This window comes from Thermococcus thioreducens (genome assembly GCF_002214545.1).
Classification (GTDB): domain Archaea; phylum Methanobacteriota_B; class Thermococci; order Thermococcales; family Thermococcaceae; genus Thermococcus; species Thermococcus thioreducens.
In genome coordinates this window covers 148993-175618 of sequence record NZ_CP015105.1, presented here as the reverse complement: position 1 = coordinate 175618, position 26626 = coordinate 148993, and the positions used below count along the sequence as shown (strand labels likewise).

23 protein-coding genes, 1 other RNA gene and 1 pseudogene are annotated in these 26626 nt (G+C 53.6%); 11 read left to right on the top strand and 14 right to left on the bottom strand.

The features are described from left to right. Window positions 1–188: 188 nt before the first annotated feature. The 3 genes from priL to A3L14_RS00860 are packed head-to-tail and all read left to right on the top strand — an operon-like array spanning window position 189 to window position 3305. Complete coding sequence (gene priL, locus A3L14_RS00870; RefSeq protein ID WP_055429932.1) at window positions 189–1394, top strand: DNA primase large subunit PriL; 1206 nt, start codon at window positions 189–191, stop codon at window positions 1392–1394. Beyond that, entirely contained in the window at window positions 1387–2460 is a 1074-nt protein-coding gene (gene priS / locus A3L14_RS00865) for a DNA primase catalytic subunit PriS (RefSeq protein ID WP_055429933.1), read from the top strand. The genes priL and priS overlap by 8 nt, the downstream gene beginning before the upstream one ends. Beyond that, window positions 2457–3305, top strand: a complete 849-nt coding sequence (locus A3L14_RS00860; RefSeq protein WP_055429934.1) for a DMT family transporter — start codon at window positions 2457–2459, stop codon at window positions 3303–3305. The genes priS and A3L14_RS00860 overlap by 4 nt, the downstream gene beginning before the upstream one ends. On the opposite strand, the gene rnpB is transcribed toward A3L14_RS00860, so the two are convergent. The 4 genes from rnpB to A3L14_RS00840 all read right to left on the bottom strand — a co-directional run bounded on the left by rnpB (window position 3291) and on the right by A3L14_RS00840 (window position 6001). Further along, window positions 3291–3612: RNase P RNA component (rnpB, locus tag A3L14_RS00855), an RNA gene on the bottom strand. The genes A3L14_RS00860 and rnpB overlap by 15 nt on opposite strands. 41 nt (window positions 3613–3653) lie before the next feature. Further along, window positions 3654–5270, bottom strand: coding sequence for a COG1361 family protein (locus A3L14_RS00850; protein WP_055429935.1), 1617 nt, complete (start codon window positions 5268–5270; stop codon window positions 3654–3656). 42 nt (window positions 5271–5312) lie between these two features. Beyond that, the gene (locus tag A3L14_RS00845; protein WP_232473367.1) at window positions 5313–5594 is read right to left on the bottom strand and encodes a hypothetical protein; all 282 of its coding nucleotides are present in this window, start codon (window positions 5592–5594) and stop codon (window positions 5313–5315) included. Next, entirely contained in the window at window positions 5594–6001 is a 408-nt protein-coding gene (locus tag A3L14_RS00840; protein ID WP_055429937.1) for a DUF61 family protein, read from the bottom strand. The genes A3L14_RS00845 and A3L14_RS00840 overlap by 1 nt, the downstream gene beginning before the upstream one ends. 220 nt (window positions 6002–6221) lie before the next feature. Between A3L14_RS00840 and glnA the strand changes: the two genes are divergently transcribed. Then, window positions 6222–7553, top strand: coding sequence for a type I glutamate--ammonia ligase (gene glnA, locus A3L14_RS00835; RefSeq protein WP_074631343.1), 1332 nt, complete (start codon window positions 6222–6224; stop codon window positions 7551–7553). Here the strand turns inward: glnA and A3L14_RS00830 are convergent. The 8 genes from A3L14_RS00830 to A3L14_RS00795 form a co-directional block, all read right to left on the bottom strand. Then, window positions 7550–8434 carry an EamA family transporter gene (locus tag A3L14_RS00830; RefSeq protein ID WP_055429938.1) on the bottom strand — a complete coding sequence of 295 codons (885 nt, stop codon included), beginning with the start codon at window positions 8432–8434 and terminating at the stop codon, window positions 7550–7552. The two genes, glnA and A3L14_RS00830, sit on opposite strands and share 4 nt — an antisense overlap. A gap of 9 nt (window positions 8435–8443) precedes the next feature. Further along, on the bottom strand, window positions 8444–9205 hold the full coding sequence (locus tag A3L14_RS00825; protein ID WP_055429939.1) for an NAD+ synthase: 762 nt from the start codon (window positions 9203–9205) through the stop codon (window positions 8444–8446). Next, on the bottom strand, window positions 9202–9678 hold the full coding sequence (locus A3L14_RS00820) for a hypothetical protein (protein ID WP_088886097.1): 477 nt from the start codon (window positions 9676–9678) through the stop codon (window positions 9202–9204). The genes A3L14_RS00825 and A3L14_RS00820 overlap by 4 nt, the downstream gene beginning before the upstream one ends. Before the next feature lie 30 nt (window positions 9679–9708). Continuing rightward, on the bottom strand, window positions 9709–10716 hold the full coding sequence (locus A3L14_RS00815; RefSeq protein ID WP_055429941.1) for an ABC transporter ATP-binding protein: 1008 nt from the start codon (window positions 10714–10716) through the stop codon (window positions 9709–9711). 10 nt (window positions 10717–10726) lie between these two features. Further along, window positions 10727–11686, bottom strand: a complete 960-nt coding sequence (locus A3L14_RS00810) for an ABC transporter ATP-binding protein (RefSeq protein WP_055429942.1) — start codon at window positions 11684–11686, stop codon at window positions 10727–10729. 10 nt (window positions 11687–11696) lie between these two features. Further along, window positions 11697–13154, bottom strand: coding sequence for an ABC transporter permease (locus A3L14_RS00805; RefSeq protein ID WP_055429943.1), 1458 nt, complete (start codon window positions 13152–13154; stop codon window positions 11697–11699). Between the two features lie 11 nt (window positions 13155–13165). Next, entirely contained in the window at window positions 13166–14221 is a 1056-nt protein-coding gene (locus A3L14_RS00800; protein WP_055429944.1) for an ABC transporter permease, read from the bottom strand. Between the two features lie 183 nt (window positions 14222–14404). Continuing rightward, a complete protein-coding gene (locus A3L14_RS00795; protein ID WP_232473365.1) occupies window positions 14405–16858 on the bottom strand; it encodes an ABC transporter substrate-binding protein in 2454 nt (817 codons plus the stop codon). A gap of 394 nt (window positions 16859–17252) precedes the next feature. Here A3L14_RS00795 and A3L14_RS00790 point away from each other — a divergent pair, with 394 nt between their 5' ends. The 7 genes and pseudogenes from A3L14_RS00790 (at window position 17253) to A3L14_RS00760 (ending at window position 24440) form a co-directional block, all read left to right on the top strand. Next, the gene (locus A3L14_RS00790) at window positions 17253–18485 is read left to right on the top strand and encodes a dihydroorotase (RefSeq protein WP_055429996.1); all 1233 of its coding nucleotides are present in this window, start codon (window positions 17253–17255) and stop codon (window positions 18483–18485) included. Continuing rightward, window positions 18463–19164: a dihydroorotate dehydrogenase electron transfer subunit gene (locus tag A3L14_RS00785; protein ID WP_055429946.1), complete on the top strand. Its 702-nt coding sequence runs from the start codon at window positions 18463–18465 to the stop codon at window positions 19162–19164. Before A3L14_RS00790 ends, A3L14_RS00785 begins: the two co-directional genes overlap by 23 nt. Window positions 19165–19211: 47 nt before the next feature. Beyond that, window positions 19212–20108: pseudogene (locus A3L14_RS00780) on the top strand (radical SAM protein); the annotation flags it as partial. A 331-nt stretch (window positions 20109–20439) separates the two neighbouring features. Further along, window positions 20440–21123 (top strand): hypothetical protein, encoded by a 684-nt coding sequence (locus A3L14_RS00775; RefSeq protein WP_055429948.1) that lies wholly within the window; start codon window positions 20440–20442, stop codon window positions 21121–21123. Window positions 21124–21153: 30 nt separating this feature from the next. After that, window positions 21154–22005 carry a 7-cyano-7-deazaguanine synthase gene (locus A3L14_RS00770; protein ID WP_055429949.1) on the top strand — a complete coding sequence of 284 codons (852 nt, stop codon included), beginning with the start codon at window positions 21154–21156 and terminating at the stop codon, window positions 22003–22005. 114 nt (window positions 22006–22119) lie between these two features. Next, window positions 22120–23187, top strand: coding sequence for an ABC transporter permease subunit (locus A3L14_RS00765; protein ID WP_055429950.1), 1068 nt, complete (start codon window positions 22120–22122; stop codon window positions 23185–23187). After that, on the top strand, window positions 23184–24440 hold the full coding sequence (locus A3L14_RS00760) for an ABC transporter permease (RefSeq protein WP_055429951.1): 1257 nt from the start codon (window positions 23184–23186) through the stop codon (window positions 24438–24440). Before A3L14_RS00765 ends, A3L14_RS00760 begins: the two co-directional genes overlap by 4 nt. Here A3L14_RS00760 and A3L14_RS00755 read toward each other — a convergent pair. Further along, on the bottom strand, window positions 24429–25613 hold the full coding sequence (locus tag A3L14_RS00755; protein ID WP_055429952.1) for an ABC transporter permease: 1185 nt from the start codon (window positions 25611–25613) through the stop codon (window positions 24429–24431). The two genes, A3L14_RS00760 and A3L14_RS00755, sit on opposite strands and share 12 nt — an antisense overlap. Further along, window positions 25610–26626 (bottom strand): ABC transporter permease subunit, encoded by a 1017-nt coding sequence (locus tag A3L14_RS00750; protein WP_055429953.1) that lies wholly within the window; start codon window positions 26624–26626, stop codon window positions 25610–25612. The genes A3L14_RS00755 and A3L14_RS00750 overlap by 4 nt, the downstream gene beginning before the upstream one ends.

The window sequence follows — 26626 nt, the reverse complement described above, 5'->3', positions numbered from 1 at the left end:
GTCACTCCACTTAAAATCAATATGGCTGAGGGATTGTTCGGGAGTTTACGTTATTATGGGTCACAACTGCCATAAACGACCGCTCTAAGGCTTTCTGGCGAATGCTCAAACGGGAGGATATATAATCCATGAACATCACGGAAACCGTTTTATGCCCCAAAGTCCACTTATCGGTGAGAGGTGAAGCCATGCTTGATCCTTTCAGTGATAAAGCCAAAAGGCTCGTGAAGGAGGAATTTGGTGGAATAACGGAATTACTGTTAATAATCCCGTCCTACGTTGGGATAGACCAGGCTTTGGAAAGGGTTTTATGGGTAAAGTCGGGCGAAATGCCAAGAGACCTCCTTGAGATGGGTGATATTCAGGATTTGCTGACGTTTTATGCGCTCCTTGGTGCCCTTGCGTTTTCCCCATACGGCATCGAGATGGAGCTCGTAAAGGAAGCAAACTCAAGGATATATGCCAAGAGGCTTAGGAGAGCAGGAAGGATAAGCGGAACCGCAACCGAGCTGAGAACGGTTGATGCTGGAGAGATACCCTCACGAGACAGAACGATACTCGAAAGAACCCATCACCACGAACTTCCACCTGATGAGAGGGACAAGCTGAGGTTGAGGTACAAGATACATCTTGGAAAGTTCCTGGAACTGTGGGAGGGAAGCCTCAAAGAGGTGTACATTAGGGAGGGATACGTCTACCTGACCACGGAGCAAGCGCTAAAGCTCTGGGAGAAATCATTTGAAAGGAACTTTGAGAGGGCAGTGAATCTCCTCTACGAGGTAAGGGATGAGCTACCAAGCTACTACCTCCAGCTCTACGAAAGGCTGGGTGAGATAGCGAGGGAATACTTCAAAGAAAGGCTTGAGAGGATGGGTTCAGCAGAGGCAGGGCTACTGCGCTTTGAACTCTTCCCCCCATGCGTGAAAATCGCCCTTGGGGGTGTTCCCGCAGGCCTGAGGAACTACGCCATAACTGTTCTCCTTACGAGTTTCCTCAGCTACGCGAGGCTGTGCCCAAGCCCATCCAGGAGGGACGTCAGAATACGGGACTGCGTGGGTGACCTGAGCGTGGTCGAGAAGGAAATACTGCCGGTCATAATCGAGGCAGGCAACCGTTGCTCCCCTCCCCTCTTCGAAGACCAGCCACACGAGGTCAAGAACATCTGGTACCATCTCGGCTTCGGTCTTACGGACAAACCCCGCCTGGAGGACAGCGGAAACTCCACGTGGTACTTCCCGCCGAACTGCTCCAAGATACGGGCAAACGCTCCCCAGCTCTGCAAGCCGGACAGGCACTGCAGGAACATCAAAAATCCACTGACGTACTACCTGAGGCGCCTCTATATCGAGAGCAGAAAGGGCAAGCAGAGCACAGAGGGTGGTGAGAATGGCTGAGCTGTTTAGAGAAGTTACCGAAAGGGAGCGGAAGCACTACTATTCAAAGGAATGGAGCGCCAAAAAACTCCCAGAGTTTATAGTCAGAACCCTTGAGGAGAGGGAGTTTGGGTTTGACCACACCGGAGAGGGACCGAACGACAGAAAGAACGTTTTCATGGACGTCCGCGACCTGGAAGACTATGTGAGGGCTACTGCCCCCTACGCAATCTATTCTTCGGTTGCCCTCTACGAAGAGCCCAAGGATATGAGCGGCTGGCTGGGAGCTGAACTTGTCTTCGACATAGACGCGAAAGATTTGCCCCTGAGAAGATGTGCTCACCTCCACGAGCACGGGCAGGTGTGTCCGATATGCCTGGAGGACGCCAAAGAGCTCGCAAGGGACACTCTGATAATCCTAAAGGAAGACTTCGGCTTTGAGAACGTTCACGTCGTTTATTCGGGGAGGGGTTACCACATAAGGGTTCTCGATGAGTGGGCGTTAAGGCTCGATGGAAAGGCAAGGGAGAAGATACTGGCATACATCAGTGCTGCGGAGGAGCTAAACTATAAAAGGGATATTGACAGTAATATGATAATGCTCTCTTCCGGCTACTACCGAGTATTTCGGTTGAGATTTGGATACTTTATAAAAAGAATTAGCAAAAGCCACTTGGAGAACTTTGGATTGAGTCCCCGGCAGATCCAGGATACCATTGAAAACAAAGAAAAAATCTATCAGGAATTTGTACTAAACGCAAAGTCCCCCAATGTCTCTTTTCCCAGTTCCCTTAAAAGACCTCCCAGAAAAGGCAAAAAAAGAAGCGGTCTAATGATACTCCTTAATGCATCGAGCACCTTCTCAAAGGCCTACTTCGACGGCCGCGTTACGGTTGACGTCAAAAGAATCCTTCGCCTGCCGTCAAGCCTTCATTCCAAGGTAGGGCTTATAGCAACTTACATCGGCCCAAGCGAGAAAAAGCTCGAAAGGTTCAACCCCTTCAAGGATGCAGTTCCCGGGTTCAGGAAGGAAGAGGTCAGGGAAGCCTACGAGGAATGGGTGGAAGAGCACGGGGATGAGATGTGAACGGAAGGCTGAAAATCATAATTTCAATGCTCATCTGGGGGAGCGTTGGAATATTCGCCCGCTTCTCAAACCTGTCCGGCTTAGGGGTCGCTTTCTTCAGGGTGTCACTTGGGGCGTTGCTACTGTTTCCCATTCTGGCCAGCAGTAAGGGGTGGGCGTCATCTCTTTTTTCGATTGTGGGGGCTAAATGGAAGCCCCTCCTTGCTCTGGGGGTTTCTCTGGCTTTAAACTGGGTCTTCCTCTTCACGGCGTTCAGCTACACCACCATAGCAAACGCGGTTCTCGTCTATTACATGGCTCCGATAGTAGCGACCCTCATCTCGTGGAGGTTCCTCGGGGAGAACCTAAGAATGAAAAGGTGGCTCCTGATAGGGACCGCCTTTGCAGGGCTCATCCTGATAATGAGCGGACAGGATGTCGACCTTGGAAACAGCGACTTCGTTGGAATCTTGCTCGCTCTAATAGCGGCCTTCTTCTATTCGCTGATTCCAAACCTCGGACGGTTTCTGCGCGATGTGGACGGGAAGACCCTGACCTTCCTCCAGCTCGCCGTGGCGTCGGTTGTTTTAGCGCCGTTCATTGCCGCATCGGGCGTTGGAGAGCCCGCCTGGTGGGCGGTTTTTATCCTTGTGAGCGTTCACACAGTACTGGCACTCTTCCTGTACATGGACGGGCTGAAGGAGGTTGAGGTCAACGAGGCGGCTCTGCTGAGCTACCTCGACCCCATGAGCGCGGTGGTCTATGCGTTTCTGATATTCGGAGAGGTTCCAGGGGTTAGAACAGCACTCGGAGGGGCCCTGATACTCCTCGCATCCCTGCTGGATATTAAGGCGAGGGGGTCGTAGCCCGCCTTCTGTCTCAAGGGAGCATTCGACTGAGCGGCCTACCACGGGGCTCCCACCGGGAACTCATCGCCCCTCCCTCGGCCTTGCACCCCGCGGGACGGCCGTTTCACCGCTCCCCGACGGGTCGTCTGCGGGTTAGCTCGGGCACCGTCGCCGGGCCCTTCGCCGCTTTCATCCCCATATCCGCCGGGACGTGTCGTTTCTGCGCCGTTGCCCTCCCTCTCGGGAGGTGCCTTGCGGCACCGCGGCCCCGGTGCGGTGGGCGGAACTTCCTCGGGAGCACCCCGAGGGCCCCCAACCCCCTCGCCTAGATGGGGTGGAGAAAATAGGGATAAAAAAGTTTGGTATTCACTTCTTCTTTGGAAGTTCTCTGTTCTCCCTGAACTTGGGCTCCTTGGGCCTCTTAAACCTTCCAAGGGGCGAACGCCTCTTGGGCTTGGGCCGGACGCGTTTTCTGGATTTTCCACCCCCGCGGGTGTTGTAGTAGAACGCCCCGACAGCCAGCAGGAGGAAGGCCACTACGAGGATCCCCACCCAGAGGCCCGCCGATGTTCCAGCGGGGGTCGTTGTCGTGGTATTTGACGCGGTTGTAGTGGTGGTTGTTGTAGCTGTCGTAGGTGGAGCTGGAGGTTCCAGATACAACTCACCTTTGGAAACGCTGGTTTCACCCATGGCGCTGAGCGTAAATTCATAACCAACTGCCAGTCCCACTGGAAGATTGAACCTCAGAGAGACCTCGTTGATTCCGGGCTTTATTGTGCTTTCCAGGGAGTCCTTATAGAGAACGCTTCCATTGGACACTATCCTGTAGGAAAGCTGCCCCTCAAAGGGTTCGGAGTTAGGGTTCTCAATGAGTATCTTGAAGACGACCTCGTTGTCGGGGACTTTCTCATAGGTTACGTCCTTTATAGTGGGGGGTGCGAGAACCTTGTACGAAACGTTGCTCTTCCCTATAACCCTTCTATCAAAGGTCAGCTCTATGAGGGACGTCAGCCCTCCGGACACGTTGGTTGGGAGGCTCACCTCAATGACGTTCGTACCTCCCCTGATCACGGTGGGTTCAACGGTTCTTGCAACCAGCGTCCCGTTCCTGTAGGTCTCCACGGTGAGATTCAGGTTAACGTTTCTCTCTGATAGGAGGGTTAGATATGCTCTGTTCTCCCCCCCAAGCTTTACCGTGTCCGACTGAAGGGAGGCCCCTACAAGCTTCACCCCAAACTTGACGGGAATCTCCCGCGAGTATCTGTATGTCCCATCATCATACTTGAGCACGTACTCCAGCCTGTACGTGCCCTCGGGCAGTTCATACCCTACAGGCACTTCAAAGCGAACTAAGTTGTCCCCAGGGGCCATGTTGAGGGTTCTGTTTTCGAGGAAATACACCTTCCCCCCAAGGGAAAAGGAGACGGTAGCATGAACGGGAACTCTTGAGTGCCCTATGTTGTTAACATGGGAAAACACCACTATAGTCTCTCCGTTGAGAACATAAGGGGAACCTGGACGCTCCTTAACATAGGCATCCGCCACCCCAAAATCCAGAGCCCCCTCAATCACATGGAGCGGCACTGTGGCGTGGACTATGTACATGGAGTTGTCAGAGGTAAACGCCAGGAAACGCAGATAGAGTGTGTATGTTCCACCTGAAACATTGGAGGCGCAGGATATGTTGTATGACACAGAATAGGTCTTCTGGGATGTCCAATCACTGAAAATAGTTGGAGTCAAGGTGAGATTAAAGCCCGGAACAACGTTGCCGTTATCATCTTCCACCCAGAATTTCTGATAGCTGACTATTTTAAAACTGAAGCCACCGGCATTCGTCAGCATTATCGTCCCGATACTGTAGTCCCCGCGGAGCAGGGTAATTTCGTCGTTTGTTGTAAAAGTGACAAACTGGGCGGAGGAGCCCGGGAGAAGTGCCATGACCAGAGTTAGGAGGATCAACGCAACCACTGCCTTCCGCATACGTTCTCACCATGTTTAGTTGTTCCTTTTCCCATATAAAGGCTACTCTCCATACAACAGAAGAACGACCCCCAGGAGCATCAAAAAGGCAAAAAAGACCATCATAAGCCGGTACCAGAGCACTTTGGAAAAGTGAGGGCCTATCACCAGGCCAAGGACGAAGAGCATGAACCCGTAAAAGACGGCGAATATCCCGAGAGCGGTGTTGACCTGTACCCCCATTATCATGAGAAGTCCCAGGAGTGCACCGGCAAGCACCGTAACGTGGGGGACGGTGAACATCAGGTAGTCGCGCAGAACCTTTAGGTCTTCGTCCATATCCATCACTCCGTTATGAACGCATACGTCGTTGTCGTCGGGAGGGCTTTTCTGATTTTCGGAAGGAGATATCTCGGATAGAGCCCCTCTATTTTTTCATCCAGGATATCGTAGGTACCGAGGATTTTCTCAATGACCTTAACCTCTGTTCTTCCCCTCACCCTGAAGTAGCCCCGGTACAGCGTGCTTATTTCAAGTACTATCGGTATCCTCAAACGTTCTTCCTCTCCCTCATCGAGGAGTGAGATGAGATACTCCAGCTCGGAACGCCTGAAGTGGTGATAGCTCCCATCGCGCAACCTGACCCTCGGTTCCTTTTCCCCCAACAGCTGTTTCAGAGTGGGCCTGTCCGCTGGAAGGTGAAGGTTTACCCGAGCTATCTCCCTGTTCAGTATGTCTTCAGCTTTCGGCATGTTCCCCCATACTCGCGGATCCAATAAACCTTTGCTTAACTTATATTTGTTGAAATTAAAAAGGATAAACGGCAAAAATAACAATTTTTTGTCAGTCAGCGGGAACTCAGACCACACAGTTGTCACAATGACAAAAATCCAGTAAAAAGGCTTTTATTGGAATAATCGTTCAATAAGATGGCATAAACACTGAACATTAGAGCAATAATAGGTGATAAATATGAACAGTTTGAGCGCGTCAGAAAAGGGAACCCTCTTCGAACCCAAGAAGGTGAAATTTATCCAGCTTATTTTCGTGGACATTAACGGAGTTCCAAAAGGCATGGAAGTTCCCATAGGGAGATACGACGAGGCCATAGAAGACGGCATAGCCTTTGACGGCTCCTCAATCCCAGGATTTGAAGGGATAGAGGACAGCGACTTGATATTCAAAGCGGACCCATCAGCCTACGCGGAGATACCATGGGAAGGAATTTCAAGGGTCTATGGATATATATACAAGGGCAGAAAGCCCTATCCAGCCGACCCCAGAGGTGTCCTCAGGGGTGCCCTTGAAGAACTCGAAAAGGCCGGATTCAGGGCGTACATAGGGCCGGAACCGGAGTTCTACCTCTTCAAGAAGAACGGTTCCTGGGAGCTCCAGATACCCGACAGCGGTGGTTATTTTGACCTCGTGACCCTTGACAGGGCCAGGGAGTTAAAGAGGGAGATAGCGCTCCACATGCCGGCCCTCGGACTCGTTCCCGAGGTTCTCCACCACGAGGTTGGGAAGGCACAGCACGAGATAGACTTCCGCTATGATGAAGCCCTAAGGACGGCAGACAACATAGTCAGCTTCAAGTACATCGTAAAGGCTATATCGGAGATGCACGGGCTCTACGCCACGTTCATGCCAAAGCCCCTCTACGGCTTTCCCGGAAACGGAATGCACCTCCACATAAGCCTCTGGAAAGACGGGGAGAACGCATTTATTGGTGATGAAGGGCTCAGCGAGACCGCACTTTACTTCGTAGGGGGTATACTCGCCCACGCAAAGGCCCTGACAGCAGTAACCAACCCCACTGTGAACAGCTACAAGCGTCTCGTCCCGGGCTACGAGGCCCCGGTATACATAAGCTGGGGCTACAGGAACAGAAGTGCGCTGATAAGGGTTCCGGCCTTCTGGGGCAACGGTGCCAGGATAGAGTACCGCTGTCCCGATCCGAGTGCCAACCCATACCTGGCATTTGCAGCGATACTGATGGCCGGGCTGGACGGAATAAGGAGAAAAATCGAGCCCGACGCGTATGTTGAGGAAAACGTCTATGAGATGGGCGATTCCAAGCGGAAAAGCCTGGGCATAGACACACTACCTGAAAGCCTTGGCGAAGCCTTGGAGGAACTCAAGAAGGACGGGGTCGTCAGGGAAGCCCTGGGCGGTGCATACAGGAACTTCATAGCATACAAGGAGCGTGAGTGGGAGGGGTATCTCGAATACCTGGGCGCTAAGGGTCTTCCCGAGGATACGAAGAAGGTTACTGAATGGGAGCTGGAGAGGTACTTCCACGTCTAATGAACCTCTTCGAGCACCTCTTCAATAATGCTCTCTTCCGGCTTTTCTTCCTCTTTTAGATGCACCAGGGCAGAACCCCCAATTATGAGAGCCGCTCCAACCAGCTGTTTGGCCGTAAGGGACTCACCAAATAAAAGGAACGCCAGTGCTATCGCCACGACAGGTTCAATCGTGGCGACTATGCTGGCCCTGCTCACCTCAATCTCCTTTAGGGCGTGGTTGTAGAGTATGTAGCCCAAGAATGTCGGGAAGAACGCCAGGGCAAAGAGGTAAGGAAGGGCGCCCGAGGGCACCGAGAAGGCCGTGAACGGAAGGAGGTAAATCATGCCGAAGAGGAGCGTGTAGAAGAGCGCTTTCTCGGGCTCGTCGTCCCTAACGGCGAACTTCGCCAGAACACCGTAAAGTGCGTAGGTTAAACCCGTCAGCAGTCCGAAGAGCAGAGCCTTTGTGGAAAACCGCACATCCCCCCAGTTCACAAGGAGAACGCCAAGCATAACCATTCCCAGGGCGGTGACCTTCTCCCTCACCAACGGCTCGTTGAAGACCAGCCTGCCGAGGACTATTGAATATACCGGGGCAGTATAGAGGAGCAGAACGGCAAATGAAACCGACGATATCGTTACCGTGTAGAAGTAGAGGGTGTAAAATAGGAAGATGCTGAAGAAGCCGTAGAGGGCGTAGAATCTGAGGCGGGAGCGCTCAAGGGAGAAATCTATGCCCCTGAGGCGGAGATACAGTGCCAGGAGGACTATGGCGAAGAAAACCCTGTAGAACACCATCGTGAAGGGCGTTAATCCAAAACCGTCAAGGTACTTGGCGAATATGCCCAGAGTCCCCCACATGGAGGCGGCTAGAAAAACGAAAATGTAGCCTCGCTTCATGAACCCACCTCAGAAGACCGGGCCGACCGGGAGGCGCCTCTTGTGTTCACTGCCCCTTATCAGCTTCTCGACGTACTCAACCCTTTCCAATGGTATTCCGAGCTCCTCAGCGATTTCACTCTTTTCCTTTCCGAGGTCAACCATGCGCCAGAGTATCTCATCGAGGAGGCGGTAGCTTATTCCAAGCTCGTCCTCGTCGGTCTGCCCCTCCCACAGCCCGGCTGTAGGCTTCTTCTTGATTATTCTCTCCGGAACTCCAAGAAGTTTCGCTATCTCCCAGACCTCTGTCTTGTAGAGGTTTATGAGCGGCGCGTAGTCGCTCGCACCGTCGCCCCACTTGGTGAAGTACCCCGTGAGAACCTCGCTCCTGTTGCTGGTTCCGAGGACGAGGCGGTTCATGGCGTTGGCGTGCGCGTACAGCAGAACCATCCTGGTCCTGGCCATTACGTTGCCCCTGCTCTTAACGTCAAGTCCACCGACTGCCCTCTCGAACTCATCCACAATGGGCTTTATACTGATCACCCTGTAATCAATTCCCAGGGCCTCACATACGAGCCTGGCATCCTCAAGGTCGCCGTTCTCGTAGTACGGCATTATCAGGCCGAGAACCTTATCCTTTCCAAGTGCCCTTACGGCGAGGTGTGCAACTGTAGCGCTGTCTATGCCCCCGCTTATCCCGACGACAACTCCGTCAGCACCTGCTTCCCCAACCTTTTCACGGATAAACCAGGTTATCCTATCGATAGCCGCGCCGTAATCAAGTACTCTCATTTTTTACCCTCCTTCACGTCCCTCAGGAACTGGGTGTATCCAATAAAGGAAATAACTATGCCTACAAGCATCAGCACGAAAGCGAGGAGGGAGTAGACGGCATAGGGGTAGTCAACGGCGGTCGCCCCATATGTATAATTCACGCTCCCATTAAAAACATATATCACTGGCCTCTCCTCGGGATGAAGCGTTATCTCACGGTTAGCAAGGGTGTAGTTCGTTATTTTGGTCCCCTGGATAAGTGAGAGGTTTGCACCGGATGATGAAAGGATCAGGGTCCTGTTATGGTAGAGGTATTCACTTTCAAATTTATCGTCTCCCAGGTAGTGCATACCCTCTCCAAGCGTCCCACTAGTGGAATAAGACTCGTTAACACGGTAGAAACCGGCAACCGATATCAGCAGTGCCAGAATGAGCATTATCAGGCCAGCCCTCAGAAGAGGATATCCCATCGCATCCCTGAGCGTTCCCATCGTCACCACCTAAGGAAAGAAAAAGAGAAGTCAGTACTTGCCAACGAGGTGGCACTCGGCCCAGTGGTTGTGCTCGTACTCGACGAGCTGCGGGTGTTTGGTGTCGCAGAGTCCCTTCTGGGCGTAGATACACCTCGGGTGGAAGCGGCACCCGGGCGGTATGTCGACGGCGTTGGGCACCTCACCCCTGATCGGCAGCTCCTTGATGACGTTTCTCCTTTCTGGCTTCGGCTCGGGAACCGCCGCCAGCAACGCTCTGGTGTAGGGGTGAAGCGGGTTGTCAATGACCTTCTCGACCGGACCCATCTCGACTATCCTTCCGAGGTACATGACCGCCATCCAGTCGGCGAAGTACCTGGCCGTAGACATGTCGTGGGTGATGTAGAGGTAGGTGACGCCCATCTTCTCCTTGAGCTCCTTCATCAGCTCAAGGATCTCGGCACGGATGGACACGTCGAGCATCGAGACCGGCTCGTCGGCAACGATGAAGGTCGGGTTCAGGATGAGGGCCCTTGCAATAGCGACACGCTGCCTCTGACCACCGGACAGCATGTGCGGGAACCTGCCGACGTAGTCCTCCGGTGGGGTTATCTTGACCATCTCAAGGGCCTTGTAGATGAGCTCCTCACGCTCGGCCTTGGTTTCGCCGATGCCGTGTATGAGAAGCGGTTCCTCAAGGATGTCGAATATCCTGAACCTCGGGTTCATTGAGCTGAACGGATCCTGGAATATCATCTGCACGTGCCTTCTGTAGTCGAGTATCTCCTCCTTGGTCTTGACGTTGGTCACGTCCTTGCCCTCAAGGTATATCCTTCCATCGGTGGGCTCCAGCAGTTTAACGATCAGCTTTCCTGTGGTGGACTTACCACACCCGCTCTCACCAACGAGGGCAAAGACCTGCTGCTTGTATATCTCAAAGCTAATGCCGTCCACCGCGTGAACCTTTTTCTGGGGGGCGCCCTTGATCGTGTCGATGAAGCCCCTCTTGATCGGGAAGTACTTCTTGAGGTTTTCAACCTTGAGTATCGGCTCCGCCATCTCTCACACCTCACAGCAGCCAGCATGCGGCATAGTGATCCTTATCAACTTCCTTAAGCTCGGGTTCCTGCTCCTTACAAACCTGCATTGCGTACGGGCACCTCGGGTGGAAGCGGCATCCTTTGGGCGGGTTGATGAGGTTGGGCGGCTGTCCCGGGATGAACTCCAGCTTCTCCACGTCCTCATGCAGTCTCGGTATTGCCGAGAGAAGCTTCTGGGTGTACGGGTGGGCCGGCTCGTAGTAGACCTTCTCGCTGTCTCCTATCTCAACGATCTTACCTGCGTACATGATGGCAACGCGGTCGCTGATCTCGGCGAGTATACTAAGGTCGTGGGTGATGAATATCATTGAAAGGCCAAGCTCCTTCTTCAGCTTCTTCATGAGGTTGATGATCTGAGCCTGAACAACGACGTCGAGAGCAGTCGTTGGCTCATCAGCGATAACGACGTCGGGCTCAAGGAGGAGGGCCGTGGCGATGATGACACGCTGCTTCATACCACCTGAAAGCTCGTGCGGGTAGCGGTAGACTATCTCGGGGTCGAGACCGACGAGCTCAAGGTACTTCTGGGCCCTGTCAAGGGCCTCATCCTTGCTCATACCCTTGTGGAGTATCAGCGGCTCGGTCATCTGATATCCGACGGTATAGACGGGGTTGAGGGCGTTCATTGCACCCTGGAAGATCATGGATATCTTCTGCCAGCGTATCTCCTTCCTAAGGACATCCTCCGGGAGACCAACTATTTCCCTCCCGTCAATCTTCACGCTACCGCTGACGATTTTGCCCGGCGGAGTCGGCATTCCCATAAGGGTAAAACCAAGGGAGGACTTGCCGCATCCGCTCTCACCGGCAAGTCCCAGCACTTCACCCTTCCTGAGGTTGAACGAGATGTTGTCGACGGCCTTGACGACACCCTTGCTGGTGAAGTAATACATCTTGAGGTCTTTAACTTCGAGTACGTTCCTAGCCATTTATACCACCTCACAGCCTCCTGAGCCTCGGGTTGAGTATCTTATCGAGGGCCGTACCTATGAGGACGAAGGTAAGGCCGACGACAGCGATTCCAAGCCCGGGCGGGAGAACCCACCACCAGTAGCCCTTGGTCGTTGCCGCCTGATTCTGGGCCGCGTTGAGTATCTGACCCCACGTAACGGCCGTCGGGTCACCGATACCGAGGAAGCTCAGTGAAGCCTCGGCGATAACCGCGCTCGGAACGCTGAGGGCTATGACCGCGAAGGCATAGGGAAGGAGCTGGGGCAGGATGTGCTTGAAGATTATCCTGCCGTTGCCGGCACCGAGTGCCCTAGCCGCCTCAATGTACGTCTGCTCCTTGATCTGGAGCGCCATACTTCTCGAAATCCTTGCTATTCCCATCCATCCGAAGATGACCAACAGCAGCACTATGAACATTAGTGTTATGTGTCCCATTGTGGCTCCGATGAGGATAAGTATCGGCAGGCTCGGAATTGAGGCAAATATCTCGTTGATACGCATCATGAACTCGTCGGCGTTTCCACCGAGGTATGCACTGGTAACTCCGTATACAAGGCCGATGACGGTGCTTAGGACGGAGACGAGCACACCAATGGTCAGCGAAACTCTGCTACCCCAGATGATGCCGGCCCAGAGATCCCTGCCAAGGTAGTCGGTACCCATTGTTCCGTAGCTCCTTCCAAGGAAGGTCACCTTTATGTTATCAAGCATAATCTTGTTCTTGTCGGGTGCGGGGTTGTTTATATCGAGGACAAGCTTGTAATTGCCCCAGAGGGGCTCGGGGTTTTCTATTATCTGGGTCACGTTCATCCCGGGCTCAACCTTGGCAAACATTGGGGCGACCATGTCGCTGATAAGGATCGTCTGAAGTGGAACTTCAAACATGGTTATCTCCCTGCCCTCTGTGACGTTGACGAGCCATATGTAGACGTTGGCCGATATCGTACTGTCCCTGCCCACGGAGATCGTGCCTGCGCTCAGGGGCTTGTTTTTGAGTAGGGGGATTTTCTTCCCATCCGGCCTCAGGAGGTACAGGTCAAATACTGGGGCATTCATTGGATCGCCAACAGATACGTTCAGCCCACGTATAATTATGCCCTGCGGCCCCAGGATATAGCGGTTGGGGAAGTTGTAATCAGCTTCAATTACAGTCCTTGTATCGGAGGGGTGAGTTATCTTCAGGTCGTTGATGTAGTATACTTCCTGAGGAACAAGCTTCTGGGAGGTGAACATATTGTACCAGGTCGGAGGAACGTTCTTGGGGTTGTCCTCCCAGTAGGCGGAGCTCCTCCACTTCTCTGGCAGATCCGGTATGGTGGTGTACGGTGCAGTGAGTGCAACAAGGACAAGGATAACAAGGAGAATGACACCGGCTATGCCGGTCTTCTCCCTCTTGAATTCTTCAAGGAATTCCTTAAATCCTTCTTTGACGTCGACCCATCTCATCGTGAATCACCTCACATCCTGGCGGAAGCACCGACCTTGACACGCGGGTCGAGGAATCCGTAGATCATGTCAGCCAGAACCACTCCTGCCAGGTAGAGCACCGTGAAGAAGTACGTCAGCCCTATGAGGAGGTTGGTCTCGTTCTGCTGGAGGGCAACCCAGTAGAGCCTGCCCATTCCGGGGTAGTTGAAGACGAGCTCGCTGATGATTGCACCGCCGAGCGATCCAAGGAGGGCGAAGATTATCATGGTGACTATCGGCGGGGCAGCGGCACGGAGGGCGTGGCCGTAGATGATCTTGTGCTCGGGAACACCCTTGGCCTTGGCGGCCATGATGAAGTCCTCCTGAAGGGTTCCTATCATGATGTTTCTGGTTGTCCACGCCCAGCCTCCAAAGACGACGAAGACGTAGGTGAACACCGGGAGGGCAAGCTTCCAGAGGACGTCCTTAACGTGGGCCCAGCCGGTGAGCTGTGGGTCGAACATTGAACTGAGCGGGAACCAGCCGAGCTTGAATGCGAATATCAGGAGGAACATCATTCCGGTCCACCACATCGGCAGACTGTACGTGAGCAGTGCAAAGATAGAAAGGCCCCTGTCAAAGACACTGCCCGCGTGCCTTGCAGCCCTAACCCCAAGGAAGATACCAAGTATGATGACTATTATCGTTGCCGTTGTGAAGAGCAGGATACTCCTTGGGACGGCGACCTTAATGATGTCGGAGACGTTGTTCGTACCGAAAATCGGCATGCTCGTCGTTCCGAAGTCAAGCTTGAGAGTACGAACGGCCTTTCTGTAAACCTTCTGCCAGTACGGGATGTTCAGTTCGTACTTCTCCTCAAGAGATGCCTGCTTTGCAGCCTTTGCCTGTTCAAAGGCCTCAAGGCCCTGGCTCTGCTTGATTTTAGCACCTTCAGTTCTTTCCCAAAGCATTAGTTCTTCATACATCTTCGACCTGTTGCTTTCTTCGGCAACCCTAACGAACAATGCTGAAATAATAAAGGTTACTATCAACAAAACAAGAAGGGCATTCACAATTCTAAATGCAAGGTACTTGAGATACCCCATTTTTTCACCCCCACGTAGGTTGCTCGTGTTTAATGTATCTTTTTCAGCATTGTAAAACTGACTTTATATATCTTACTGCATAGATGTGCACATTTTCATAAGAGTGCATTGCAGAAACCCGCAGTTAAAGCCCCAAGAGGTGAGGACAAAATTTCAAAAAAGAAGGAAAAGATCGAAACTGCTTCACTTCTTCTTGGTGAAGTACCAGGCGGCTCCTGCTATGATGATTATCACCAGGCCGACAACGACGTAGGTGGTTGTGCTGGTTCCGCCGGTCGGGGTCGTGGTGGTCTCGGTCGGGCTCTGGGTCGGGCTCGGACTGCTGGTGGTCTCGGTCGGGCTCGGACTGCTGGTGGTGGGCGGCTGAGTGGTCGTGGGGGTCTTAGTTACGTCGTCCCATGTAAGGCCTGAGATCTTGAGCATGACATTGGCGAGGTCGTCGACGTGCTCCTTGGTGAGGAGGTCGAGCCAGAGGACTCCCTCGGCACCGCTGCTGAAGGAGTAGGTCTTGTCAATTCCGTACTCCTTGCTCTTGGCGACGAGCTCTCCCATGGCCCAGTAGAGCTCCCACGGCAGGGTCGGGTAGAACACGTAGAATCCTGCGGTCATGTCGTCGGCGAGCGGGTGCTCGTAGGTACCGTAGACGACGTAGCCGTCATCTGTCCACTGCCAGCCGAGGATGTTGCCGAGCGTTCCAGCGGTTCCACCAAGACCCTCATCGTAGTACGGGTCGTCGGCACCGTCCTTGTAGGCCCAGGTGTAGAGGAAGGCTATGTAGTACTTGAGGTCGTCGATGTTGCCCTTAACACCGTTGTGCCACTCGCCAAAGTCACAGGTGACGGTAACCTTAACCTTGGCGGTCTTGCCAGCGTTCTCGGCTATCCAGCCCTGGGTCTGGTTGTAGATAACTGCATCGTCCGGGACAGTGAAATCACCGCGCTCAAGGTTCCACTTGCACCTGTACGGGGTGACGATACCGTCGAAGTTGGTGGTGGCACCGTAGTCCCTGATAAGGTTCCAGACCCTGACGCTGTAAACATCGCTCAGACCACCAACCGGGTTGAAGGCGCTCATGAACATGGCACCGGTTGAGGCGAACTGGGCGATCTTGAGGTGCTTGTCCGGAGTCTGGGCGGTCATGATGCTCCAGCGCTGGCCGATACCGGTGCTGGCCTCGGGGACGATCTTAACGACCCTCTGCTTGTTGGCCGGGTAGAACTCCCAGGTCTCGATCATGAAGACCCTCTCGCTCTCGAGGAGGCCTATGAGCATGCTTATCTTCTGGAGGTCCCAGTACTGCTCCTTGGTGGTTATCTTGATCGGGTCGGTCGGAACAAGGTCGGCGTTGATGTGCGGGGTTCCCTCGACAGCATCCTTGCTGATAACGAAGTAGGTCAGCAGGTAGGTGAGCTCCTCCTCGGTCCACTTAAGCATCGGACCGAGCTTGTCTGCGTTGGTGTAGTACTCGGCGCCTATCTTCTGGAGACCGGCGTTAACATCGCCGTTGCCTATGTACTTGAGTGCCTCCTCAACGGTAACGGTGTTGACGTGCTTGGGCTCAACTGCACCCGGAACGTATCCGTACCAGGCGGCGTAGAACCAGGCGGTGTAGTCGTCAATCCAGACGCTCGGGATACCGCTGGTACCCCATCCGCCGGTGTAGATGTTCCACTCGTAGTTGCTCGGCGGCTTGGCGAAGACGACCTGACCGGCCTTCTGCCTGTCCCAGAGGAGCCTGTCAACCTTGAAGCCAACCTTCTTCTCAAGCAGGTCGGCAACGTAGAGACCAATCTCCTTCCTCTCGTCCTCGATACGGATGATGAACTTGACGGTAACCGGCTGGCCGTCAAAGTACCACATTCCATCCTTCTTCTCAAGGGTGTGGCCGTAGTTGGCAACCTCCTGAGCGGCTTTCTGCATGGCCTGGTCAATCATCTGGAGGGCCAACTGCTCGTTGCCGGCGCCGGTTATTCCAAGGGCCTTGTAAACCGGCTCGAAGTACTTGTTGGCCGGGTGGCTGGGCCTTATACAGCCGAGCATCGGGGCACCGCTACCCTGGTAGATGTTCTGGACGATGTAGTCCCTGCTGACGAGGAAGTTCATCGCAAACCTAACTTCCCTGATGGCGAACGGGTTGAAGTAGACCTGGTCACCAACGGTAACGAGCGGAGCGTCCTTGTCCGGGTCGTGGTAGGTGTTGAAGGTCAACTCATTGTAGGAGCTGGCACTCTTATAGAGGTTAAGGTTCGCGAGAACATCGGCACCAAGACCCTGGTACTTTCCAGCAGCGAAGGCAAACATACCGAGGTCGTACTCACCCTTGGCGATCTGGAGGATAACGTTCTCGGGGTTCTGGACACCCTGGTACTCAATGACGTCGGCATAACCGTCCTTCGGGAGGGTGTTGGTGTAGATGGTCCTCGCACCGGTGAACTTCTCAAGCTTGAGGTAGAGGTTCTCCGGGGAGTACATGACGAGCATGTACGGACCATTGCTGATAACGAAGTGGCCGTACTGGAGGTACCACTGGAGGTCGGCCTTGAAGCGGGCCTTGGCCTCGTCGCTGTTCAGGGGTATGTCCTTGGGGGTGTAGTCAGCGGCGCTGACTGCATGGACTGAAAAAATACTAAACAACATCAAACCCATAATAAACAATCCCAAAGCCTTCTTCATACTCCACTGCCTCCTTCACTTTTTGGCAATGTTGCCACATATGGTGTATAATGGCATGAAGATATACATTGAAAGCCTATTTAAGGGTTACGTTCTTGTAAAAGTAGTGGCTTTAGAAAAGCCACCTACAGGCCCTAAAAGATTTCACAACTCTTATCTGTCTCTCAATGACATCTTGCGTTGTTTGTCATGTTCTAATTTTAACAATAACTGAGAAAAAGCCACCAAATATATTAAGAAGACCACATATGATTGGGGAAAGCCGTAAAAATCGTTAGCACCCGATTTTTATTCCCCAATTGAAGGTGTGGATGCAAAAAACTTAAAATAGAGTAGCATCCATCCCGGTGCGGGCGCTATGTACGACCTTGTCCTGAAAGGCAAATTCTTAAAGGGTAGGAAACTGATAGACGGGAGCATAGGGGTTCTTGACGGCAAAATTTCCAGAATATCCACCGGAGAATTAAAGGGAGAAGAAACGGTTAGGATCGGGCGTGGAAAGGTCATTCTTCCAGGCCTCATAGACGTTCACGTCCATCTCAGAGACTTTCGGCAGCGTTCCAAAGAGACAATCCGAACCGGTACTATGTCGGCGCTTCACGGCGGCATAACGGCTGTTTTTGACATGCCGAACACTGACCCACCGGTACTCGACTCATCGACATTTCGGAGAAGAGAAGCGGCATTCTCCGGTAGGGCATACACAGATTACGCGCTAAGTTTTCTCCTGAACGGTAACTGCGATGAAGCCAAAAAGGCGCAGGCAGACTTTTATAAAATATTCATGGGCGCCTCAACGGGTGGGATTTTTTCCAGCGACTTTGAAAGCGATTACTTCTGCGCCCCAGGGATCGTCAGCGTTCATGCCGAGGACGCCGGACTAATCCAGAAAAAACCTGAAAGACCACCAGAGGCCGAGATAACCGCCATAAAACGCGCCCTGAAAGCCGCCGAGAAATTCAGAAAACCCCTCAACATCTGCCATGTCTCCACTGGGGGCGGAATAAGCTCCATACTTAGAGCCAGCCTGCCGTGGGTCAGCTTCGAGGTCACACCACACCACCTCTTCCTGACGAAGAAGGACTACGAAAGGAACCCGCTCCTAAAGGTCTATCCTCCGCTGAGGGCCGAGGAACACAGGAGAGCACTCTGGGAGAACTTTTCCCGGATTCCAATAATAGCAAGCGATCACGCGCCCCACACACCGGAGGACAAGGAAAACGGAGCCGCTGGAATTCCCGGGCTGGAGACAGAGGTGGCACTTCTCCTCGATGCGGTGAACAGGGGGATGCTGGAGCTCCAAGATATAGTGGAAAAGATGCACGGGAATCCAGTTAGAATATTTGGAATAAGAAACAAGGGTCTCGAAGCCGGCAAAGACGCCGACTTCACGGTGGTGGATCTCAAGAAAGAGTGGATGGTTAAGCCGGAGGAATTTTACACAAAGGCCAAATGGAGCCCGTGGGAGGGCAGAAAGCTGAGGGGGAAGGTCGTGATGACGGTTCTCAGGGGAAACGTCGTCATGGAAGAGGACGAAATCATAGGAAATCCCCAGGGGGGCAGGGTAGATGCTGGAAAGGGTAGAGCTTAGGGAAGTTTGGAACGTTGCAGAGGACGTTAAAGCGTTCCGCTTCGATAAGAAGCTGGAATTCAGGGCGGGACAGTTCATAATGGTCTGGCTTCCCGGAGTCGGTGAGAAGCCCTTCAGCCTGGCGTGGAGAGACCTGATAGTGGTCAAGCGCGTCGGCCCGTTCACATCAAGGCTCTTCGAGATCGAGGAAGGTGACCACGTCTGGATCCGCGGGCCGTACGGCAGGGGCTTCGAGCCCAGGGGGGAGAGGATAGCCCTCGTGGGTGGCGGGATAGGGATTCCCCCACTATACGCCTTCGCAAGGCAGAACAGGAAAAAGTTGGGAGGTATCACGCTCATCTATGGTGCCCGCTCAAGGGACGAGCTGGCACTGATGGACGTTGAGGATTATGTTGACGAGGTCATCATAACCACAGACGACGGCTCGGCCGGAAGGAGGGGCTTTCCAACAGAGGTTCTCGCCGAAAGAAAGGGAGAATTTGACTGGGCCTATGCCTGCGGCCCGGAGCCGATGCTCAAGACCGTTCTCAGGGTCATGAACTATGAGAACGTCCAGATATCGGCTGAACGCTACATGAAGTGTGGAATCGGCGTATGCGGTTCCTGCAACCTCGGAAAGTACCTCGTCTGCAGAGACGGCCCTGTCTTCGACGGCTTCCAGCTGAGGGGACTGCTCTGACCAATCATCTTTTTAAACCCCTTTTCTCCGTTTCGGCCGGTGAGAGAATGAAGCGGATGAGCTGGGAGGAGTTCGCAAGGAGCATGGGCGTGGAGCCCCAGATCCTTGAGAACAAGGAGGCGAGGCTCTTAAAGGAGTTCGTGATGGACTTAAGGTTCCCCACTCACTGTCAGGGCTGTCAGGGGCTTGATTTAAGCAACCCAAATCCCGTTCACCACCCGAGCTATGAGCTAACCCCAGCCTGCAACCACGACTGCATATTCTGCTATTCAAACGTCGCGGTCAAGCTCGGGAAGGCCCCAAAGCCGGGCTACTACGGCTGGGAGGGGCCGTACGCCATAACGGTCTCCCAGTACGGTGAGCCATTGCTCAGCAAAAGGATAGTCGAAGTAAACAGGATGCTCCGCGAGAGGTTTCCGGAGGCGAGGCTCGACCTTCAGACCAACGGCTCGCTTTTGACGGAGGAGCTGTGGAAGAAGCTCGATTTTGACCTGGTCATGATAAGCCTCGACGCTTCAACGAGAGAGAAGCATTTGATGATAACGAACGCCGACACTTTCGACGCAGTCGTCAACGCCCTTAGAATAGTCGGAAGGGACAAAAGCGTCCGCTCGATTGTCAGGACGATATTCATGCCAGGTATAAACGACGAAGACATACCCAGGATAGCCGAGCTGGCCGCTTCGCTTGGTGTGGACGAGATGATGCTCCAGCCCCTCACGATTCACGAGCTGAACGTTGAGAGGCTTAAAAAAGCCGGGCTGGATTTTGACAGGGCCGAGAGCATAAGGGAATATCTGAAAAAGGCAATGGAGGCCAAGAGGTACATCGACGTCCGTATAAGCGGCTGTCAGCTGGCCATATACCGGACAATGGATCCGCTGACGCTGTTCAGCGCGAGGCGCGTTGCGAGGGATGTTGCCCCAATAGTGAAGAGGAAGAGGGCGGAGATAGAGGAAACCTGCGACGGGGCCTTCAGGCTCAATATTGATGGACTGAACCTGGAAGAGCTCGCGATGAAACTGAGCTCCCGCAGGATTGGATACACAATGAAAAACGGCACCCTCCGGTTTAAGGATGGCGATGCGGAAGTTGTGGTCTTTAAAAGCGGGAAGGTGCTGATAAAGGGCGTTGGAGAGGAGAAGGCGAGGGAGCTTTACAGGGAGTACTTTGAGAGATAGCACCCATATTTGGTTTGGAACAATCGGGCGTGAGTATCTCCACCGGGAGGAAACGTTAAATATTCCATTACCCATCTTTTATGGTTGGATAGCTATGATACGTGAGATATTGGCCTTCGTATTCCTCATCGCGTTCCTCTTCATCAACCTGGTTCTAATGCTTATGCGGACTTTTGGAAGCCTGGCCGGCATGACATGGAGGAAGGTCTTAAGGCTGGAGATACCGGAGAACAAAAAGAAGGGTTTAGAAAAGCTCTACACCCTCTTTTGGCTCACTGTTGGTATCTGGGCCTTCTGGAAGCTCTGGGGGACTTCCGGGGCCGCGGCAATATTCGGCTTCCTCGCCTTCAGGAGCGGGGCCAACATTACCAAAACTCTAATCTACGGCCTCCACGACCAGAGGATCATAGAGAAGTACACGGAAGACAGCAGGCTTTTGGGAATAATCGGAACGGCCACTAAGCTGACGATAATGCTCGAAACGGTCTTCGTTGTCGCCTTTGCGCTCGCCTACAAGGCTTTCTCAGTGACCCTCAGCCCCGGCGGAGTGAGCGCGAACACCTTCATCCTATCCCTCTGGGTTCTCGGACTTATCTTTGGACTGCTCTTCGGCCGGTTCATAGCAAGGAACAACGACGGAATACTCCTCCAGAACGCCGTAGCGGTTGTTGGGTTCTTCACAACCAGAAAGGGGAAGAAGAAAACCGAGGAAACCGTTGAGAAGGCCAAGAAAGCCCCCAGAAAACTTCGTTCAAAGTTCCCAAAGCTGGAAAAATAACTTTTTAAACCGCCCTTCGTTCCCCTCACTATGCTCAAGTGCTCACTCTGCATCCACGATGAGAGAACCGCAAAGATAGACATAATCGACGGCAGGCCAATCTGCAGGGAATGCCAGGTCTACCTAAAGCACCCCCTCAACAGGCAGAAAATCCGCGCCGAGCTTGAGGAGCTTATGAAGAAAGTTGACAGGGCAATCGTTGCCTACTCCGGCGGCAAAGACAGCACGGTAGCGCTGTATCTGGCAAAGGAGGTGTACAATGTCCCGGAACTGGAGGCGGTCATGGTCGACCACGGGTTTATGGCGAAAGAAGCCATAGAAAACGCGGAGAGGATTGCCAGGGCACTTGACGTCCCGTTCACGGTTCTGCGCTATGATTACTCAGACATTTTCCGCGAGGCCCTTCTCAAAGGGGATTCCCCCTGCAGGCGCTGTTCCAGGAGAACCCTGAAAAAACTTCACAAATACGCCCTCAGAAACGGCTACCGGTACATCATAACGGGCCACGAGCTTCCCTTCGGACACCGCCCCTACCGGCCCATGAAGGGGGGAGTGGTTCAGATAAGGCTCCTCTCCATGATGCCCGAGAAGGAGAGGCTTGAACTCCTCAAAGGCCTCCCCTTCGAGTTCCCAAAGCTACCGGGATACACCACCAACTGCCTCGTCCTCGGCCCGGCGCTTGAGAGGTACTGGGAGAAGCACGGCCACAGCTTTGAGCAGAGGAGGATAGCAGCGCTCGTGAGATACGGTCTCATGGACAGGGAAAAGGCCGAGAGGGAGCTCTCAAGGCCCATTGTGCCGGAGTTCCAGAGAAAGATTGTACTGCAACGTTTGGGTCTTGGGTATGCCCTTAACCTCCAGTCGTGTGCACACTATTTGTAACTCCCCGTTACGATTTATTTTAGGCCTGTTCTTCAGACGTTCATGTGTTACAACGTTAATACTTCTGTGCATTAGATTTTAAAGGTTTACACCAACGTAAAACAGGGGGTATAGATGCGCGGAAGATGGCATTTATACCTTGGAGTGCTCATTAAAAACCTAGTCCTGTTCCTGATCGGAGTACTGATTCTTGATTATATGGCCGTCCTCGGGCACATCAACGCAGAGCTGTACAACAGCGATGTCTATGGGGATTACCTTGACATGGTGAGCCACCTTCCGGAGAGCGTCAAAAAGGTCATAGAAAAACACGTCAGCCTCGAACAGCTGGCTAGAGAAATGGCCATGGACGCCCTCGGGCTCTCCAGCATACGGGAGCTCATGAAAGACCATCTCCAGGTGGCGTACGACTTCCTCAGCAACCCCTTTGAAAAAACGGGGAGCGGGTACGAGTACTACACATACATCCTGAAGAGCCTTCTGCTCGTGGTCCTGACCGAACTGTTCATACTGACGTTCGGCCTCTATCTGGGGCTGAGGGCGGGCTATAAGGGCGGCAAGACGGACAGGCTCCTATCCCTCCTCACCCCGCTCTTCTCGGCGATTCCTTCATGGTTCATAGCCGTTGTGCTCCTCTACATGCTGTACTGGAAGGTATCTCTCCTCCCAATAGACTTTGAGGGCTACCTACGGAGGACCTCTATTGATGGAGGCTCCCTGCCCGTTGTATATATCATCGGGCTTCTCCTACCGGTTTTCACCCTGGTTGTGGCGATGATATGGGAGTATGCATTCAACGTAAGGAACCTCGTCAGGTTTGAGAGCAACGAAGGTCACGTCCTGTACGACCGGGCGAAGGGCCTGCCAGATAGGAGGATAATGAAGAAACTCCTGAGAACCGCGCTGCCGGCGTTTCTGACGTTTACCACCTACAACTTCCTGGAGATCATGATGAGCGCCTTTGTAGTTGAGGTCATATTCGACATCCACGGCGTGGGCTGGATACTCGCCTACTCCTTCAGGCTGGGGCACGGTGTGAACGGTGTGGCATTTCGCTACAACAGCTACGGGGTCTTCTTCGCGGCTTTCGTTATGATGCTGTTCTACTTCATAAACGCCGTTGTTATGGAGTCGCTCTACATACACCTCGACCCCAGGGTAGGAAAGGAGGGACGCGAATGAAAAAGATTCCCAACAAGGTAAAGATTGCCGCGAGCATACTCCTCTTCTACCTCCTAGCAGCAGCGGTGGGACCGAGCCTTGCCAACGAGGAGGCAATACACAACTGGAACAACAAGATGTACTGGGCCGACAACCCGAAGCTCGTCCCGCCGAGCTGGATCAACCTTTTTGGAAAAAACCTGCCCCCAACGGAGAACCTGGCCCCCACGAAAATCGAGGGAAACCTCTACGTCTACGAATACGACTTCCGCTACTCCGAGGCTCCACAGGACATAATAGTTTACTCGGAGTTCCCGTGCGATATGACCATAAACATAACCCTCCCCGACGGCAGGGAGTATACTCTCTACCGGGGGCTGTCGAGGAGCAAGATAAGGCTCGGCATGATGTTTATGGTAATGGGAAAGATAGCCCAAGACAAGGGGCTGAACTACACGGACTCCGATCTCATTTTCAGAGGGGGCTTAGATCCAATATTCATGGGTAAAGATGGGGTGGAAAAGGGCACCTACATCATTGAGATAACCTCCGAAAATGAACCGAAGGTCAGAGTACTTGGGAGGGTCTACGGAATCCTCGGGACGGACTCGACCGGAAGGGACATCTGGCAGGGCTTTGTCTGGGGCTTCAGGGAGACGATGGTTATGGTGGTCACCGTTGGCTTCACCGCAGTCGCCATCGGCGCTGTTCTGGGCGTGCTGAGCGCCCTGTATGGAATCGCAGGCACAGTAACTGATGCCCTTACAAAGCTCTCGACAATACTGCCCCTCGTTCCGGTAATGGTGATGATGGTCCCGATTACCGGCAAGGTCACCTATGGCGGCCATCTGGAGGTGCCGTTCTGGAGCTTCGTCCTTCTGATGGGACTGCTCCTCTTCGGAAAAATAGCGAGAAACGTCAGGGCGCTCGTTGAGACGGAGCTGGGCAAGGAGTACGTGGAATCGGCGATAAGCCTCGGGGGCTCAAGGTGGTGGATATTGAGGCACCACGTATCCCGGGCGGTTCTGCCGTACAGCGTCTACCAGTTCTCAATAGTCATGCCGAAGGTTGTCGCGCTGGTGTCCCTCCTGGGCTTCTTTGAGGCAATACCTGGATTCAACTGGGGAACACTGCTGGGCAACATGATAACGGAGAACCAGCTCTTCAGCATGGCGTGGTGGATAGTGGTTCCCATTGGAGCCGCGCTGGCGGTGTTTGCGATGGCCTTCGTGCTGATAAACCTGAGCATAGAGGATAGGTTCCTAACCAGATGAGCCGCTAAGCAGGGTTAAACTCACACTCACCAGAACTATCGCCACAGAGGGAGAGAGCGGCCACCACCAGAGGGTGTAAATGGCGTTTTGAGAGAAGGCTTCGGCCACAAAGGAGCCCCAGTTAACGCCAGGGATTATCCCGAAGAGGCCGAGTACAGAAACCACCGCTATCATCTGGGCGAAGAGAAGCGTGGAGTACGAGAGGGCGTAGGGGACGACTGCCTTCATTATATGCCTCACGATTATCGCCAGGTCGCCCGCACCCAGGGCCCTCGCGGATTCTATGTACTCCTGAACCTTCTCGTGCATGACGATGCCCTTAACGGCACTCGCAAACTTCCCGACGAGGAGCAGGGACAGCACGAGGGCCAGTTCGACGGTTCCCATCTCAAGCTTGCCGTGGGAACCCGTCGAGGAGAGGACGAATATTATCACTATCGCCAGGGGGAGGTAGGGAATGGAGTTCAGGGCCTCCAGCAGAACCGAAACTGCATCCCCAAACCGGTTCTCGTAATAGCCTGAACCAATGCCCAGGAGGAGGCCGACGATTATTATCAGCAGGGTCGTTAAAGATGCCAGGATCAGCGTGTTCACAGTCGAACCGATGAAACCCACCCACAGGTCCCTTCCCTTGTAGTCCGTGCCGAGGGAACCGTAGGTGTCGCCAATTATCGCCGCCTTAACTCCCGCCGGATCGACCTGAACGGTGTAGTTTCCGGGAAGGGGCTTCTTAGCCCCGTCCATGAACAGAGCCTGGGTCGGCGTTATGAACGCCAGATCCTCCCTTCTCATTCCGAGCTCCTCAATGGCAAAGCGCCTCGCCTGGAGTGCCAGCTCAACGTTCGAGTTAACGCTCGTGGTGCCGTTTATCGTCCCTCCAAGTCTAACGACCTTCCCATCGGGGCGGAATATCGTTATGGACACCCTTCCGTCCCCCTCAAGCAGGATGTTGGAGGGGGCTGTTTGGGTCACGATGTAGTCAAGGGTCCCACTAAAGGCGACGGTTTTGGACGAGTCGGCAAGCCACACCGGTTTAGCGCCCCGGGGGTAGTCAACCCAGAAGATGTAGTTGTCCCAGTTGTCGAGCTTGACCTTATCCAGGGTGGCGTAAGAGAATGCCGTGAAAAGGAGGAACGCAACTAATATCGCCGCGCCGAGCGTTCTTCTCCTCATTTCCCACCCCTCGGTTCCAGCTTTATCGAGAGAACCTCAACGGTCATCGAGACCAGGAAGTTCAGGAGGACCAGCACCATGACAACGAAGGCGAACGTCCCAGGGAAGAAAAACACGCTGTCGGGGGTTATGATGAGCGTTGATGCGAGTACAGTCCCCAGGCCGTTGAGTTTGAAGAGGTAGTCAACGACAAGGACGAGCGTTTGTACTTCGATGAAGTTCTGGAGCCAGACGTGCATTACCGGGACTATGGAGGCCCTCACGATGTGCCTCTTCACCCTACTCTCGGGCAGACCCATCGCCCTCTTTGCTTCAACGTAGAACTGCCCGAACTCCTCCCTCATAACGACCGTTATGCCCTCCGCGAGCCCCCATGAGGCAACGAGGAGCACGGAGAGGACGGGGAAGACGAAATAGGCGAGCATTCTCAAGCCGGAGCCTTTGAGGCCGTTCGCCAGATCTGACGGAATGGGAGAGTAGATTATGAGCAGGAAAAAGAGTACTACAAAGAACCACACCGGGATGCCGTTGAAGGCTCTGGCGGCAGTTTGGAGGAAGCCGGAGAAGCGCTCGCTCTTCACGGCCCTAAACGACAGCAGAAGTGCCAGAAGAACGACGGCTACCTCAGCCATGACGAGGAAAATAAGGGTGTTGTAAACGAAGTCCCAGCTTGGCTTGATGAAACCGCAGAGGTAGCTCCAGCCCCGTTCCCGGGAAGGTCCGAGAAGGCCCTTAAAGGTGAGCACCAGGTACTCCAGACCGACCCTGAGGCTCGACTTTCCCAGCTCGGGATGGTTTTTAGGGGCGATGTATTTAACGTAATATTCAAAGGGATCCATACCGAGCTTTTCTGCCGCAGCCACAACCTTCCCCGCGTTGGGATTGTACTGGAAGAAATCTATAGCCTCCAGGTATGCCCTCTTCTCCACGACACCCTTTATGGCGTATCCAAGCACAAACGCGACCAGGAGGGTTACTATGGTATATCTTATTACTATCCGCCGCAGGGACAA